This window comes from Vibrio sp. 10N.237.312.B06 (assembly GCF_041464685.1).
Lineage (GTDB): Bacteria > Pseudomonadota > Gammaproteobacteria > Enterobacterales > Vibrionaceae > Vibrio > Vibrio tasmaniensis_A.
This window is the reverse complement of sequence record NZ_JBFSPI010000062.1, coordinates 15,261-30,863: the sequence shown is the minus strand read 5'-3', so window position 1 is coordinate 30,863 and position 15,603 is coordinate 15,261. Positions and strand designations below refer to the sequence as shown.

The window sequence follows — 15,603 nt, the reverse complement described above, 5'->3', positions numbered from 1 at the left end:
TTCTCAAGCTTTTTTCCTACGCTATTTTTGATCACTTACTTACTGTGATTGGTATTATATCTGGTGCTCTAGGTTCTAGACAGAAAAAAGCAGAGCTCATGAGCTCTGCTTTTTTATTGGCTGGTAAACCGTTTGACGAATATTTGTGGGTAAGAAATGTTCGCTAGGTCTTAGCTGGTTTCAAATAATGAATCGCGGTTGCTTGAACCTTATCTAATTCATCCTGAAGTTCAAAAAGCTCCGGTTCAATGTCTTCAACGGAAGTGCCGGAACGCAGCTCTTTCTCTATCGTCGCACACACCGACTTCAGCCTTGGTACACCGCTGTATGAGCTGCTGCCATGCATCTTGTGGATGATGTGTGTCAGTGCTTCAACGGGGTAGTCACTGTCTTCGATCGCTTTCTCTGCGGCTTCATAAACCTCAGGAATAAAGTCGACTAGCATTTGCAGCATATCGCGTGCGAGGTCTTCTTTGTTGGCGGCTTGCTTCATAGCTGCTTGCCAATCAATGATGATATTCTTATGCACGTTAGCCTCAGAATCTGAAACTGAGCTATTGTCTACTTCCGCGGAGACTGCCGGGTGGGCGGGGTCTATTTTTTCAATGTGCTCAACCTCAGAGGTAGGGCTCCAATGAATAAGAACCTGTTGTAACACATGCTCTTCGATAGGCTTGGTTAGGTAGTCATCCATACCTGCTTCAAGTAGTCGGTCACGCTCTCCCATCATTGCATGCGCAGTAACAGCAATCACAGGCGTGTTTGCATTGTTCGCCAACGCCTTAATTTTTTGGCAAGCGGTCACGCCGTCCATCTGCGGCATTTGAATATCCATGAAAATGACATCAAATGGAGTCTCTGTCGCTTTGTCGAGAGCTTTCTGACCACTAGTACAACTGATCACTGTCTCTACGCGCTCTTTTAGCAGCGCAGTAATCAGTTTAAGGTTGGCAGGGTTGTCGTCGACCGCCAATACCGTAAGCGGTAGTTTCTCTTCTGAATGTGTTTCAATAGCGGGTGCAATTAAGGTTGGCGCTTGATTTGATACCAAAGTTTGCAGCAACTTCTTGCGAGAGAGAGGCTTAGTAATGCACTGAACATCGACTTCTTTCATCAATTGCTCACCCAACGCTAGCTCGGTACTTGGTGTACCAATAATCACGTTCTGAGCGATCTTCTTCGCGCCAATCGCCCAACCACTCACAGTATCAAATTGATACTCTTGGTTCGCGGCTAAGTTAAGTAGAACGTAGTCATACGAGGTAGATTCGTCAGGCATAACCGAACGGTACGTTACCACTAAGCCTTCTTGGGTTAGGATCTGCTGAGTAATTGATGCCGCTTGCATGTTTGGTTCGATAAGCAGCAGTTGCTTGTCTTGCAGGCACTGAGTCTCTATTAGTTCTGTCATCGGCATATCGGTAGTCGATAGTCTCAGGGTGAACCAGAAGGTGGAGCCTTGGTGAAGACGACTGGTTAGGCTGATCTCTCCGCCCATTTGGCTGACCAGTTTTTGGGTGATTACCAGACCTAAGCCTGTACCACCATAACGACGAGAGATGCTCGCATCGGCTTGGCTGAAGGCTTGGAAAAGTTGTGCTTGTTGGCGTTCTGAGATACCAATGCCCGTATCTCGAACCATAAACTGCAGCTCAATGCTGTCTTCGCTTTGTGAACGAAGTTCAACGCTGATGTCAATGTTGCCACGCTCGGTAAACTTGATCGAGTTACCCACAAGGTTAGTCAGGATCTGTTGGATACGCAGTGGATCACCAACAACGCCTGGTGGTACTTTCGGGTCGATCTTAAGTGTAAGCTCAAGACCTTTTTCATGAGCATTAGTGGCTTGAAGGTTAACCACCTCTTCTAGGCTCGCTTGGAATTCAAATGGAATGTTTTCTAGAGCGAGTTTGCCGGCTTCAAGTTTTGAGAAGTCCAAGATATCGTTGATGATGCTGAGTAGGTTATTGGCCGAGCGTTCAATGGTCTGTAAGTAGTCGGTTTGGCTGTTCGATAGGTGTGTCTTGAGCATCTGACGAGTAAAGCCAATCACACCATTGAGTGGTGTTCTAAGCTCATGAGACATATTCGCCAAGAACTCAGATTTAACACGAGCGGCTTCTTGAGCTCGTTTTTTCGCAATGTCTAACTCAACGTTTTGAATCTCTAATTGCTCTAGGGTTTCACGCAGATCAGATGTTGCTTGGTCGATGCTGTGCTGCATCTCGACGTGATATTCTGATAGCGAGACTGCCATCGCGTTGATACCGTTTTTCAGTGAATCAAGCTCACCATGCATTTTGCCTTCGATACGCACATCGAGGTGACCACGACGAATTCGGTCGACCATGTTTTTCATGTGTGTGATCGGTTGGGTTACATCGTGCATCAAGCGGAAGGCAAATACCCCAGAAAGTCCAAGACCGAGGATCAGCACCAAGAAGGCAGAGAACACTTCTTGATATTGCTGCAATCGAAGTGACGACAAGTCTAACTCTATCGCAATATAGCCGATCGCTTGATTCGCTTGAGACTGGCCATTAGCTGAGTTGATGTATTGCCCCTCAGCGATGATAGGTGTCCTAAGAATCAGCGTGTTATCGAGCAGGTTCGATGAGCTTAAATGCGGAATCGGTTTATCTTTCGGATAGGTCAGGCTTTCAAAATCAGGATGGAAGTTTGACGTTACAAACAACTCATGACGTTCATCAAACACCGCAATACTGCGCACCAGCTTAGAATTTTTTCGATGAGCATAGCTAATCAGCTGACGAACAGACTCTCGACTTTCGAGCTTCATGCCAGACTCACTCGCAATCGCTAGTGGTTCAATGATGCTAGTACCAGTGTTAACCACTTGACCCTCAAGGTCTTGATAGCGGTTAAATGAGAAAAATGCACTCAATAGCAGCCCAATAATTAGGGTTGGAGCTAGAGTTAAGGTAATTACACGGGCTCTTAAGCCATATCTGGTCATGTTCTTTAATTACATCGAGGTCTGGATATGGGAAAATAACGCACACAATGGCGGTTAAGTGAACGGTAAGCTTAATCAAAGCCGTGACGTTCGACAATGATTCCAAGACAGAATAGTGAGTCCTGGATACCAATTACTTATTAAAAGATACATTAGGCACAAGCAATGGCACGTTTTTTCCAACCAAAAAAGAAAACTCAACTCGAGACCAAGCATCAATCGGTTTTGGTTGAACGAATGGATCACAATGGCGCTGGCATCGCTTATCAGAAGAACAAACCAGTTTTCATTGATGGCGCATTGCCCGGTGAGAAGGTGGTTATTCAGCTTACTGAGAGCAAAAGTAAGTTTTCGCGAGCAAAACTCATCAAATTACTTCAACCGAGTGAGCTGCGTTTAAAGCCATTTTGTAAGCACTTTAATCAGTGTGGTGGCTGTCATCTCCAACATCTCGGTTACTCATCTCAGGTTGAGCATAAAGCACAATCTTTGACGCACCTGATGAGCAAATACCAAACGGCTAACACCGAAGTCGCCCAGCCGATTGTCGGTGATGAAACCGGTTATCGTCGTCGCGCGCGTATCAGTCTATTTGTTGATAAGAAGACACAGCTGCTTCAGTTTGGTTTCCGTAAGAAACAAAGTAAACAGATTGAAAACATCACCGACTGCGCGGTGCTTGACCCTCGCCTTAATGTATTGCTGCCAAAACTGAAAAGTTTACTGAACACTTTCAGTAGCCTTACGTCTTTAGGACATGTTGAATTGGTGTTGGGTGATACTGGCCCTGTTATGGTGCTGCGTCACCTTAAACCTTTGGTTGAAAAAGATGAGCAAGCGTTGATGACGCTCGCGAAAGAAGAAGGTGTAACGCTGTACTCGATGCCAGAAACCGATAAGTTGGTTCGTTTGGTGGGTGATTCGCCAAGCTATAGTGAAACCGGTGTAACCTTACCTTTTGAGCCAAACCACTTTATACAAGTTAACCAGAAAGTGAACCAACAGATGGTTGCTCAAGCGATTGAGTGGTTAGAGCCTCAAGCGGATGAGCGTGTGCTTGACCTGTTTTGTGGTTTAGGCAACTTCAGTCTGCCTATCGCACAACAATCGGCGTTTGTCGTTGGTGTGGAAGGCGTTGATGAAATGGTTCAACAGGCAACGGCTAATGCGGCGTTAAACCAGTTAAGCAATACGGAGTTTTATCAAGCGAACCTCGAAGAAGATTTATCTTCACAGCTTTGGGCAAAAGAGAAATTCGATAAAGTATTACTTGACCCTGCACGTGCTGGAGCGAGTGGGATCGTTGATCAAATTTCAGCGTTAGGAGCGAAGCGTGTGGTTTATGTTTCGTGTAATCCTGCTACTCTAGCGAGAGATTCTGAGAGTTTAGAAAAACAAGGCTATCAATTAGCCAAACTTGGTATGTTGGATATGTTTCCCCATACCAGTCATCTAGAATCGATGGCTCTCTTTATCAAGGCTTAGAAGCCCTTAAATATGGCTTAAAAATGAATCACAAAGGCGCAGGGAAGCCTGCGCTGATATCAATATGAGTCGAACTAACTTGGAATCAGTTAGTCATATTGAATTGGGTATAAAACATAATAACTAGGAAGGCATGATGGTTGCGGTACGAAGCGCACATTTAAACCCAAGCGAACAGTTTGAGCTAGAAAGTTGGATTGCGTCACTGAATCAAGACGTAAAAACCTCGAATAAACTGACCAAAGTTTATCGTCACTGTGAAGAGCTATTAAAAGATCACGAGCAAGCGTCGCTCCTGCTTTGGCGTGGGCGTGAGATGATCGAAATCTTGGTTACGTTGTCGATGGACCGTGCCACTTTAATTGCAGCGCAACTTTTCCCCGTTGTTTCAAGCGGCGTTTTTGGACGTGAAGCGTTTGAAGAAAGCTACGGTAAAGAAACCGTAAAGTTAATTGATGGCGTTGAAGAAATGGCAGCTTTGGGCCAGCTCAACGTTACCCTTGAAGGCAGTGCTGCCTCGGGACAAGTAGATAACGTTCGTCGAATGTTACTGGCCATGGTCGATGATTTCCGCTGCGTCGTCATCAAGCTAGCAGAACGAATTTGCAACCTCATCGAGGTAAAAAAGGCCCCTGATGCTGTTCGCCGTGCGGCAGCAAAAGAGTGTGCTAACATCTATGCGCCTCTTGCAAACCGTTTGGGCATTGGTCAGCTAAAGTGGGAAATTGAAGATTACGCTTTCCGCTATCAACAACCAGATACCTACAAGCAGATTGCCAAACAGCTGTCAGAGCGTCGTATCGTGCGCGAACAATACATCACTGACTTTGTTGATGACCTAACATCAGAAATGAACCGTTCAAGCATCAATGCTGAAGTCAGCGGTCGTCCCAAACACATCTACAGCATCTGGCGTAAAATGCAGAAAAAGGGCTTAGAGTTTGATGAGCTTTTTGACGTGCGTGCGGTACGTATTATTGCCGACCAACTGCAAGACTGTTATGCCGGTCTAGGTGTGGTTCACACCAAATATAAACATCTTCCAAGTGAATTTGATGACTATGTGGCGAATCCTAAGCCCAATGGTTACCAATCAATTCATACCGTAGTTCTTGGCCCTGAAGGCAAGACCATCGAAATTCAGATCCGTACCAAGCAAATGCACGAAGACTCTGAGTTAGGTGTGGCTGCGCACTGGAAGTATAAAGAAGGTGCTTCTAGCGGTGTACGCAGTGGCTACGATGAGAAAATCACGTGGTTGCGTAAGCTTATCGACTGGCAAGAAGAGATGTCAGATTCTGGCGAAATGCTGGATGAAGTACGTAGCCAAGTCTTTGATGACCGAGTCTATGCCTTTACACCACGCGGTGATGTGGTCGATTTACCAATGGGTGCAACGCCGTTGGATTTTGCTTACCACATTCACTCGATGGTTGGACACCGTTGTATCGGTGCCAAAGTCGCAGGTCGAATCGTTCCGTTTACTCATAAGTTGGCGATGGGCGATCAAGTTGAGATCATTACTCAAAAAGAACCGAATCCATCACGTGATTGGTTAAATCCGACCACAGGTTTTGTTCATTCAAGTCGAGCTCGAGCAAAAATTAACGCTTGGTTCCGCGCTCAGAGTCGTGAGAAAAACCTCGAAGCTGGACGAGACATCCTAGAAGTCGAGCTAGGCAGAGTCGGCGCAACACTGAAAGATGCTGAGCAATATGCGCTGAAACGATTCAACGTCAATACACCTGATGAATTGTATGCAGGTATTGGTAGCGGCGATTTGCGTATTAACCAAGTGGTTAATCACATCAATGCTCTGGTCAATAAGCCGACGGCTGAAGAAGAAGATAAGAAAGCACTCGAGAAGTTGCTTGAGTCTGACAATAAGCCAGCACATCAGAGCCGTCCGAAAAAGGATGCTGTCGTTGTTGAAGGTGTTGATAACCTAATGACCCACTTGGCTCGTTGTTGTCAGCCTATCCCAGGTGATGTGATCAAAGGTTACATTACTCAAGGGCGTGGTATCTCAGTACACCGCAGCGATTGTGAGCAGTTAAGTGAACTTAACCTACATGCCCCTGAACGTATCATCGATACGGTGTGGGGAGATGGTTTTGTAGGCTCGTATATCTTAACACTGCGTGTAGAGGCGCTAGAACGTACCGGCTTGTTGAAAGACATAACATCCCTGTTCTTGAACGAAAAAGTCAGTGTGACGACAATGAAGAGCCGTATTGACTATAAACGTCAGCTGTCGGTGATGGATTTCGATTTGGAAGTGACCAACATTGAGATTCTGAGTCGCGTGACAAGCCGAGTAGAACAGATCAAAGATGTTATGAGCGTAAAACGCCTAGGCTAGTTTTTACGTCGTACTTGGCCTTCTAACTGTGTTAACTGCACTATACTCGCTTCATCACATAGGCAAGCTATGCTCAGAAGTCTCGTAAGTTTGTTGCCTTGTTAGAAGAGCCAATTACTTAGTAAAACAAAGATAGTCGTCATTCCCTACAGTGAGGGACGAACGTGGATAGGGAATCTCGCCAAGCGATTTGAGATCCCCAACTCACTCATTCTTCGCTCTTGAGGATGACCGAAAAAATAGAAAGGTGAGTGGTTTTGGCTACTCACCTTTTTTAGTTTTAGAAGACGGTATAAATTTAAAAATCAAAGACAGTGAATAGGAATAAAACGATGAATCACCCGATTGAACAACTTGAACAGATCATGACTAAGCTGCGCGATCCTGAAGGTGGCTGTCCTTGGGATTTGAAACAAAATTTTGAAACAATTGTGCCGCATACGATCGAAGAGACCTATGAGGTGGTGGACGCGATTCACAATAAAGATTGGCCAAACTTACAAGAAGAGTTGGGTGACTTGCTGTTTCAGGTGATCTTCTATAGCCAATTGGCGAAAGAGCAGGGCTTGTTTGAGTTCTCTGATGTGGTCGACGGTATCAATGAGAAGCTGACGCGCCGTCATCCACACGTATTTTCTGATACAGAGTTTGCCAGTGATGAAGAAATTAATGCCAACTGGGAAGCTGAAAAAGCCAAAGAGAAAGCACAGGCAGGCAAAACTCAAGAAAGTATTCTAGACTCAATACCAAACTCTCTACCTGCACTTTCGCGTGCTACAAAGATTCAAAAGCAAGTCGCGAAATTTGGCTTTGATTGGGACTCTATCGGCCCGGTCGCTGATAAGGTTTTAGAGGAAGTTGATGAGGTGCTAGAAGAAGCACTTCAAGTAACGCCAAACGAAGATTTAGTTGAAGAAGAACTGGGTGATTTGTTGTTTGCTACCGTCAATTTAGTGCGACATTTGGGTAAAAATCCAGAAACGGCTCTCAATAAAGCCAATCTAAAATTTTCACGCCGCTTTAAAGGTGTGGAACAAAAAGTTCGTCAGCAAGATAAAATTTTGACCGACTTTTCTCTACAACAGCTTGATTCCATATGGGATGAAGTCAAAGTGGCGGAGAAAAGATCATCAAAGCTTTTATCATGAATTGATTTGAAGCAAAAAATAAAAAATAGCAGTGTGATAGATTTCACGTTGTGGCGATAAGGGGCTTCTGGTATATTTTCATCCCGTCCAGAAGTAATCCATTTCCCTCATTCAACCAATTTCAGGTTAAACATGACGACAAATTACATTTTTGTTACTGGCGGGGTTGTATCCTCTCTAGGTAAAGGTATTGCAGCAGCATCTCTTGCGGCTATTTTAGAAGCTCGTGGTCTTAAAGTGACTATGATGAAGCTTGACCCTTACATCAACGTTGATCCAGGCACAATGAGCCCGACTCAACACGGTGAAGTGTTCGTTACGGAAGATGGCGCTGAAACTGACCTTGACCTTGGTCACTACGAGCGATTCATTCGCACCAAGATGACTAAGCGTAACAACTTCACTGCAGGTCGTGTTTACTCAGACGTACTCGCTAAAGAGCGTCGCGGTGATTACCTAGGTGCAACTATTCAGGTTATCCCGCACATCACTAACTCTATCAAAGAACGTGTAATTTCTGGCGCAGCTGGCCACGATATCGCGCTTGTTGAAGTTGGTGGTACGGTTGGTGATATTGAATCTCTACCATTCATGGAAGCGATTCGTCAGCTAGCAGTAGAGCTAGGCCGTGAACGCGCAATGTTCATGCACCTTACTCTAGTGCCATACCTAGCAGCTGCGGGCGAAGTGAAAACTAAGCCAACGCAACACTCTGTAAAAGAGCTGCTGTCTATTGGTATTCAGCCAGACATTCTAGTTTGTCGTTCAGACCGCAACATTCCTTCGAACGAGCGTAAGAAAATTGCTCTGTTCTGTAATGTGCAAGAAAATGCAGTTATTTCTATGCGCGATGTTGACTCTATCTACAAGATCCCTCAGCTTATTAAAGCTCAAGGCACTGATGAACTTGTATGTAAGCGTTTCGGCATCACAGCTCCAGAAGCAGACCTGTCTGAATGGGAACAAGTAATTTACGAAGAAGCTAACCCAACGGGTGAAGTGACGATTGGTATGGTTGGTAAGTACATTGAACTACCAGACGCATACAAATCAGTAAATGAAGCGCTAAAACACGCGGGCTTGAAAAATCGCCTAAGCGTTAATATTAAATACGTAGATTCACAAGACGTTGAGTCTCGTGGCGTAGAAGTTTTAGAAGGCCTAGATGCAATCCTAGTTCCTGGTGGCTTTGGTGATCGTGGTGTTGAAGGCAAGATTCTTGCTGCTCAATACGCTCGTGAAAACAAAGTACCTTACTTAGGTATCTGTCTAGGTATGCAAGTAGCACTTATCGAGTACGCTCGTAACGTTGCGAAAATGGAAGGGGCACACTCTTCTGAATTCTGTACTGAAACTAAGTACCCAGTTGTTGGTCTTATCACTGAGTGGACTGATGGCGAAGGTAAAGTTGAAGAGCGCACAGAAACATCTGACCTTGGCGGCACAATGCGTCTTGGTTCACAGCTTTGTCACCTAGCGAAAGGGACAAAAGCTTACGAATTATACGGTAGCGCGACGATCCATGAACGTCATCGTCACCGTTACGAAGTGAACAACAATCTTCGTCCACAAATTGAAAAAGCGGGCCTAAAAGTATCGGGTCTATCTGCGGACAAGAAACTGGTTGAAGTTATCGAGAACCCGAACCATCCATGGTTCGTTGCTGCTCAATTCCACCCAGAGTTCACTTCAACACCTCGCGATGGTCACCCATTGTTTGCAGGTTTCGTTAAAGCAGCTGGCGAGTTCCAGCGCGGCGAATTAGAGAAGTAAAAAGGAATACAGGTAGCTGCGTAAGTTGTGCTGCTACCTTTAAATTTGACATTTATATATTCAACGAGAAGGAAACATTCAATGTCTAAGATCGTTAAAGTTCTAGGTCGTGAAATCATCGATTCACGTGGTAACCCAACTGTAGAAGCTGAAGTACACCTAGAAGGCGGTTTCGTAGGTATGGCTGCTGCTCCATCTGGCGCATCTACTGGTTCACGCGAAGCTCTTGAGCTACGTGACGGCGACAAATCACGTTTCCTAGGTAAAGGTGTTCTTAAAGCTATTGAAGCTGTAAACGGCCCAATCGCTGAAGCTCTAGTAGGTTCTGACGCTAAAGCACAAGCTGACGTTGACCAAATCATGCTTGACCTAGACGGTACTGAAAACAAGTCTAAGTTCGGTGCGAACGCTATCCTAGCTGTATCTCTAGCTAACGCAAAAGCTGCTGCTGCTGCGAAAGGTATGCCTCTTTACGAGCACATTGCTGAGCTAAACGGTACTGCTGGTCAATTCTCTATGCCTCTACCAATGATGAACATCATCAACGGTGGTGAGCACGCAGATAACAACGTTGACATCCAAGAGTTCATGATCCAACCAGTTGGCGCTAAGACTCTTAAAGAAGGTCTACGTATCGGCGCTGAAGTATTCCACAACCTAGCTAAAGTTCTTAAGTCTAAAGGCTACAGCACTGCAGTTGGTGATGAAGGTGGTTTCGCTCCTAACCTTAAGTCTAACGCTGAAGCTCTAGAAGTTATCGCAGAAGCTGTTGCAGCTGCTGGTTACGAACTAGGTAAAGACGTTACTCTTGCTATGGACTGTGCAGCATCTGAGTTCTTCGACAAAGAAGCTGGTATCTACAACATGAAGGGCGAAGGTAAAACTTTCACTTCTGTAGAGTTCAACCACTACCTAGCTGAGCTAGCGAACAACTTCCCAATCGTTTCTATCGAAGACGGTCTTGACGAGTCTGATTGGGATGGCTTCAAGCACCAAACAGAACTTTTAGGCGACAAGCTTCAAATCGTTGGTGACGATCTGTTCGTTACAAACACTAAGATTCTTGCTGAAGGTATCGAGAAAGGCGTAGCTAACTCTATCCTTATCAAGTTTAACCAAATCGGTTCTCTAACAGAGACTCTAGCTGCTATCAAGATGGCTAAAGACGCTGGCTACACTGCAGTAATCTCTCACCGTTCTGGCGAAACTGAAGATGCAACTATCGCTGATCTAGCGGTAGGTACAGCTGCAGGTCAAATCAAAACTGGTTCTATGAGCCGTTCTGACCGTGTTGCTAAGTACAACCAACTTATCCGTATCGAAGAAGCTCTAGGTTCTAAAGCTCCTTACAACGGTCTTAAAGAAGTTAAAGGTCAATAATTCCTAGCGAATTATTAATCTAAGCTTTTTAAATGCCTCGCTTATGCGGGGCATTTTTTTGTCTGTAGAAAATGACGGGAAGAAGCTCTAGGTTCTAAAACTCCTCCTTTTTACAACGAAAGCGGTCTTAAAGACGTTAAAGGTCAGCACTTTCTTCAAGACTTAAAGCCTCGTGAATTATTAGCTTAAAGCTTTTGAAAACGCTCTACTTCGGTAGGGCGTTTTTTTTTGCTTGTAGGAAAGTGAGATCTAATTTCTAAAGCTCCTCCTCGTTACATCTAAAGTTCGTCATTCCCTAGACTGACGAAGGAAGGAGTCGGGAATCTCATTGTTACCATACTTATCCCGACAATAATTCTCCGACTTATTGATTCCCTAACACCACATATCTCGCACCAATAAGCTCATTATGGTATATATGTGCCTTATTCTAGTTCCTTCTTTTTCAACCGGCGAAAGGTGTTATGCGAATTTTTGCTTTAGTACTGCTCATAGTGTTTGGCTGGCTACAACACACACTGTGGCTCGGTAAAAATGGTATTTCTGATTACTACGGTGTGAACAACGAAATCCAAGTTCAACAGCAAGTAAACGAAAAGCTCCATCTTCGTAACGCAGAGATGTTTGCGGAAATCGATGATCTACGCCAAGGCTTAGACGCGATAGAAGAGCGCGCACGTCATGAGCTTGGAATGGTAAAAGAAGGCGAAACGTTTTTCCGCATCATTGGTGAGGAATCTCATTAATGTCGACTCAACTTCAAAGTGTGATTGCCGTTGTACCTGCAGCGGGCGTCGGTAGCCGAATGAAAGCAGACCGCCCTAAGCAATATCTTAAGATTAACGGCAAAACGATTTTAGAGCACACCATTGAGAAATTACTGTCTCATCCACAAGTCTCTCAAATTGTCGTTGCGATCAGCGATGATGACCCCTATTACCCGGAGTTAGCACTCAACCAGAATCCCAAAGTGGTCAGAGTGTCTGGCGGAAGCGAACGAGCGGACTCGGTACTCTCTGCACTAAACTGTATCGCCGAGCAGCAGCTTAGCGATTGGGTAATGGTTCACGATGCGGCAAGGCCTTGTGTCCAACTCAGTGATATCGACAAGCTAATTTCCGGCGCGATGAGCCATGATGTAGGGGCTATTTTAGCGGCGCCAGTTCGTGACACGATGAAGCGAGGTGCCCAAGGGCAGATCGAACATACCGTTGAGCGGGCCGAACTATGGCATGCACTTACGCCGCAAATGTTCAGAGCAAAGCCTCTGCGGAATGCATTAAGCGAGGCGTTGCAACAAGGCGTTTCGATTACCGATGAAGCCTCAGCCTTTGAATGGAAAGGTTTATCGCCCGCTTTAGTGGCAGGGCGTTCAGATAATTTTAAGATTACTCAGCCTGAAGATTTAGCACTTGCTGAGTTCTATTTAAGTCAGAATAAGGAATAATGATGATTCGTATTGGCCATGGCTTTGATGTACATAAGTTTGGTGGTGAAGGTCCGGTAATTATAGGTGGCGTTAGAGTCCCTTATGAGCAGGGTCTTATCGCACACTCAGATGGTGATGTTGCCCTTCATGCGTTGTGTGACGCTTTATTAGGTGCGATTGCTGCCGGTGATATTGGTCGTCATTTCCCCGATACTGATGATGAGTGGAAAGGCGCGGATAGCCGTGAACTTCTAAAAGATGTTTATCGTCGAGTAAAAGAACAAGGCTACGTGATTGGTAATGCCGATATTACTATCATGGCGCAAGCTCCAAAGATGGCGCCTCATATAGACTCTATGTGCCACGCTATCGCACAAGATTTAGAAACCAGCATTAGCAATGTGAATGTAAAAGCGACGACCACTGAGCGTTTAGGTTTTACAGGACGCAAAGAGGGCATCGCATGTGAAGCGGTGGTCCTAATTACTAAAAGTGCGTAAGCACCAACACGAAAAGAACAGCATGTCAGATATTTTATCTTCATTGGCTTATCTAAACGGTAAACCAACTGCGAAAGCAAAACTAAAAGCAAAAGCCGAACACTTTGTCGTTAATGAAGACTTAGGTTTTGAGTTCACTGGTGAAGGCGAACACCTTATGGTTCGTATTCGTAAAACGGGTGAGAACACGAGCTTTGTAGCAAACGAGCTGGCTAAAGCGTGTGGTGTTAAGTCGAAAGACGTGAGTTGGGCTGGTTTGAAAGACCGTCATGCTGTGACAGAACAGTGGTTGAGCGTGCATCTACCAAAAGGTGAACCTGACTTTTCTGCTTTTCTTGCACAATACCCAAGCATTGAGATCTTGGCGACAGCACGCCACAACAAAAAGTTACGCCCAGGCGATTTAGTTGGCAACCAATTCGAGCTAACTTTGTCTGAAGTAACGGACTGCGATGATGTAGTCAAACGTTTGGAAAAAGTCGCTCAAGTGGGCGTGCCAAATTACTTTGGTGCTCAGAGGTTTGGCAATGAAGGTAATAACTTATCTGAAGCTCGTCGTTGGGGGCGTGAAAACGTTCGTACACGTAATCAAAATAAGCGCAGCTTGTACCTCTCTGCAGCTCGTTCTTGGATCTACAACTTAATTCTTTCTGACCGTATTGAGCTCGATGCGTTTGCTTCGGCATTGGTCGGCGATATTGTTGTTAAAAATGATGCTCAACTTGCTGTGACAGCCGCTAATATCGAAGCTGTAAACCAAGATATCGCCAATGGTTCTGCGTTTATTACCGTTGCTTTAGCTGGAGATAATGCGTTACCGACGACGGATGAGTCTCAAGCTCTAGAGCAGAAACACCTTAATGCTGAACCGGATCTAATGGCGCTTATTTGTGGCAACCGTATGCGCCATGATCGCCGTGAAGCGTCGTTGAAGCCGATGGGTTTAGTGTGGGAAGTAAACGAAGACAATGTCACTCTTAAATTCTCTCTGGACGCAGGCTGCTTCGCAACTGCTATCGTTCGTGAGTTAGTTGAAGAAGTACACGTAGAAAGAACCTACGAGCAATAATGATTCTGCTTGGGTCTAAGTCACTTTATATTGATATTTAAGTGACTTTATATCGGTATTTAAGTGACTTGGCATTGGTACAAAAGAAAGGATACAAGATGAAGATTTTACTCAGCAACGATGATGGTGTGCATGCTCAAGGTATTCATGAGCTGGCAAATGAATTACGTGATCTTGCTGAAGTTATCATTGTGGCACCTGACCGTAATCGCTCAGGAGCTTCAAATTCATTAACTTTAGAACAGCCTTTACGTGTTCAAGAGATTGCTAGAAATACCTATTCGGTACAAGGAACACCGACCGACTGTGGACATTTCGCATTGAACGAACTCCTAAAGAGTGACATGCCTGATCTGGTTTTAACGGGTATTAATCACGGAGCTAACCTTGGTGATGACGTGCTTTATTCAGGTACAGTCGCAGCAGCAATGGAAGGCCACTTTCTAGGTGTTCAATCGGTGGCATTTTCTCTGGTTGGAAAACAACATTTTAAGACAGCAGCAGCGGTTGCTCGCCGTATTGTCGAACAACATTTAGCAAACCCAATCCCGACCAATCGCCTGTTAAACGTGAACGTCCCTGACTTAGCATTAGAACAAATATCGGGTACTCAGGTGACACGTCTAGGTGCTCGTCATCATGCTGAAGATATGATTAAGCAGAAAGACCCACGTGGTCATGATATCTATTGGCTTGGCCCTCCTGGTAAGGAGCAAGATGCTGGTGAGGGTACCGATTTTTACGCCATTGAACATGGTTTTGTGTCGGTAACACCACTACAAGTTGATCTGACGGCACATGAGTCGTTGGGTGCGATGACTACATGGTTAGGGGATAAATAAGTGAGTAATCCACAAGCTGAGCGCTTAGTTACTTTTCTGATAGAAAATGGTATTCGGGATCAAAAGGTTCTTGATGCTATTTACTTACTACCGAGAGAGAGCTTTTTATCACAGGCTATGCATCACCAAGCCTATGATAATAATGCGCTGCCGATCGGGCAGGGGCAGACAATTTCTCAGCCTTATATTGTTGCTAAAATGACCGAGTTACTTGAGTTACAACAAGACAGCCGCGTTTTGGAGATCGGAACGGGTTCTGGTTATCAAACGGCTGTTTTGGCTCAGTTGGTTGATCACGTGTATTCGGTTGAAAGAATAAAGTCGCTACAATGGGATGCTAAGCGTAGGTTGAAGCAACTCGATTTCTACAATATCTCAACCAAGCACGGTGATGGTTGGCAAGGTTGGTCTTCTAAGGCGCCTTTTGATGCGATTATTGTCACCGCTGCTGCAGAGTCGATCCCTCAAGCGCTTTTGCAGCAGTTGAAAGATGGAGGCCGCTTATTAATTCCGGTCGGGGATGACGAACAACAACTGTTGAAGATTGTTCGCCACGGTGATGAGTTTTTATCGAGTGTTATCGAGATGGTGCGATTTGTACCTCTTGTACCTGGTGAGTTAGCTTAATAAAATTATTG

At 45.0% G+C, this 15,603-nt stretch carries 12 protein-coding genes; 11 read left to right on the top strand and 1 reads right to left on the bottom strand.

What is annotated here, in order from left to right; genetic code table 11:
* Positions 1-163 precede the first annotated feature (163 nt).
* Positions 164-2,977 carry a two-component sensor histidine kinase BarA gene (barA, locus tag AB6C75_RS16235; protein ID WP_372108189.1) on the bottom strand — a complete coding sequence of 938 codons (2,814 nt, stop codon included), beginning with the start codon at positions 2,975-2,977 and terminating at the stop codon, positions 164-166.
* 165 nt (positions 2,978-3,142) lie between these two features.
* Between barA and rlmD the strand changes: the two genes are divergently transcribed.
* The 11 genes from rlmD to AB6C75_RS16180 all read left to right on the top strand — a co-directional run bounded on the left by rlmD (position 3,143) and on the right by AB6C75_RS16180 (position 15,592).
* Entirely contained in the window at positions 3,143-4,462 is a 1,320-nt protein-coding gene (gene rlmD / locus AB6C75_RS16230; protein WP_017097666.1) for a 23S rRNA (uracil(1939)-C(5))-methyltransferase RlmD, read from the top strand.
* A gap of 136 nt (positions 4,463-4,598) precedes the next feature.
* Entirely contained in the window at positions 4,599-6,824 is a 2,226-nt protein-coding gene (relA, locus tag AB6C75_RS16225; RefSeq protein WP_009847647.1) for a GTP diphosphokinase, read from the top strand.
* Positions 6,825-7,156: 332 nt separating this feature from the next.
* Positions 7,157-7,972 carry a nucleoside triphosphate pyrophosphohydrolase gene (mazG, locus tag AB6C75_RS16220; protein ID WP_029223072.1) on the top strand — a complete coding sequence of 272 codons (816 nt, stop codon included), beginning with the start codon at positions 7,157-7,159 and terminating at the stop codon, positions 7,970-7,972.
* Between the two features lie 132 nt (positions 7,973-8,104).
* Positions 8,105-9,745: a CTP synthase gene (locus tag AB6C75_RS16215; RefSeq protein ID WP_012604779.1), complete on the top strand. Its 1,641-nt coding sequence runs from the start codon at positions 8,105-8,107 to the stop codon at positions 9,743-9,745.
* A gap of 81 nt (positions 9,746-9,826) precedes the next feature.
* Positions 9,827-11,125: a phosphopyruvate hydratase gene (gene eno / locus AB6C75_RS16210; protein WP_009847644.1), complete on the top strand. Its 1,299-nt coding sequence runs from the start codon at positions 9,827-9,829 to the stop codon at positions 11,123-11,125.
* Positions 11,126-11,589: 464 nt separating this feature from the next.
* Positions 11,590-11,871, top strand: a complete 282-nt coding sequence (gene ftsB / locus AB6C75_RS16205; RefSeq protein WP_012604777.1) for a cell division protein FtsB — start codon at positions 11,590-11,592, stop codon at positions 11,869-11,871.
* Positions 11,871-12,572, top strand: coding sequence for a 2-C-methyl-D-erythritol 4-phosphate cytidylyltransferase (ispD, locus tag AB6C75_RS16200; protein WP_371710397.1), 702 nt, complete (start codon positions 11,871-11,873; stop codon positions 12,570-12,572). Before ftsB ends, ispD begins: the two co-directional genes overlap by 1 nt.
* 2 nt (positions 12,573-12,574) lie before the next feature.
* Positions 12,575-13,054, top strand: coding sequence for a 2-C-methyl-D-erythritol 2,4-cyclodiphosphate synthase (gene ispF, locus AB6C75_RS16195; RefSeq protein ID WP_029223073.1), 480 nt, complete (start codon positions 12,575-12,577; stop codon positions 13,052-13,054).
* Between the two features lie 22 nt (positions 13,055-13,076).
* Positions 13,077-14,123 (top strand): tRNA pseudouridine(13) synthase TruD, encoded by a 1,047-nt coding sequence (truD, locus tag AB6C75_RS16190; protein ID WP_372108185.1) that lies wholly within the window; start codon positions 13,077-13,079, stop codon positions 14,121-14,123.
* Between the two features lie 98 nt (positions 14,124-14,221).
* The gene (surE, locus tag AB6C75_RS16185) at positions 14,222-14,965 is read left to right on the top strand and encodes a 5'/3'-nucleotidase SurE (RefSeq protein WP_372108183.1); all 744 of its coding nucleotides are present in this window, start codon (positions 14,222-14,224) and stop codon (positions 14,963-14,965) included.
* A complete protein-coding gene (locus AB6C75_RS16180) occupies positions 14,966-15,592 on the top strand; it encodes a protein-L-isoaspartate(D-aspartate) O-methyltransferase (RefSeq protein ID WP_017100754.1) in 627 nt (208 codons plus the stop codon).
* Positions 15,593-15,603: the final 11 nt, after the last annotated feature.

What these genes read in the sequence shown, in the direction of transcription:
- barA (WP_372108189.1), bottom strand. Translation starts at nt 2,977, where the DNA reads ATGACCAGATATGGCTTAAGAGCCCGTGTAATTACCTTAACTCTAGCT.
- rlmD (WP_017097666.1), top strand. Translation starts at nt 3,143, where the DNA reads ATGGCACGTTTTTTCCAACCAAAAAAGAAAACTCAACTCGAGACCAAG.
- relA (WP_009847647.1), top strand. Translation starts at nt 4,599, where the DNA reads ATGGTTGCGGTACGAAGCGCACATTTAAACCCAAGCGAACAGTTTGAG.
- mazG (WP_029223072.1), top strand. Translation starts at nt 7,157, where the DNA reads ATGAATCACCCGATTGAACAACTTGAACAGATCATGACTAAGCTGCGC.
- AB6C75_RS16215 (WP_012604779.1), top strand. Translation starts at nt 8,105, where the DNA reads ATGACGACAAATTACATTTTTGTTACTGGCGGGGTTGTATCCTCTCTA.
- eno (WP_009847644.1), top strand. Translation starts at nt 9,827, where the DNA reads ATGTCTAAGATCGTTAAAGTTCTAGGTCGTGAAATCATCGATTCACGT.
- ftsB (WP_012604777.1), top strand. Translation starts at nt 11,590, where the DNA reads ATGCGAATTTTTGCTTTAGTACTGCTCATAGTGTTTGGCTGGCTACAA.
- ispD (WP_371710397.1), top strand. Translation starts at nt 11,871, where the DNA reads ATGTCGACTCAACTTCAAAGTGTGATTGCCGTTGTACCTGCAGCGGGC.
- ispF (WP_029223073.1), top strand. Translation starts at nt 12,575, where the DNA reads ATGATTCGTATTGGCCATGGCTTTGATGTACATAAGTTTGGTGGTGAA.
- truD (WP_372108185.1), top strand. Translation starts at nt 13,077, where the DNA reads ATGTCAGATATTTTATCTTCATTGGCTTATCTAAACGGTAAACCAACT.
- surE (WP_372108183.1), top strand. Translation starts at nt 14,222, where the DNA reads ATGAAGATTTTACTCAGCAACGATGATGGTGTGCATGCTCAAGGTATT.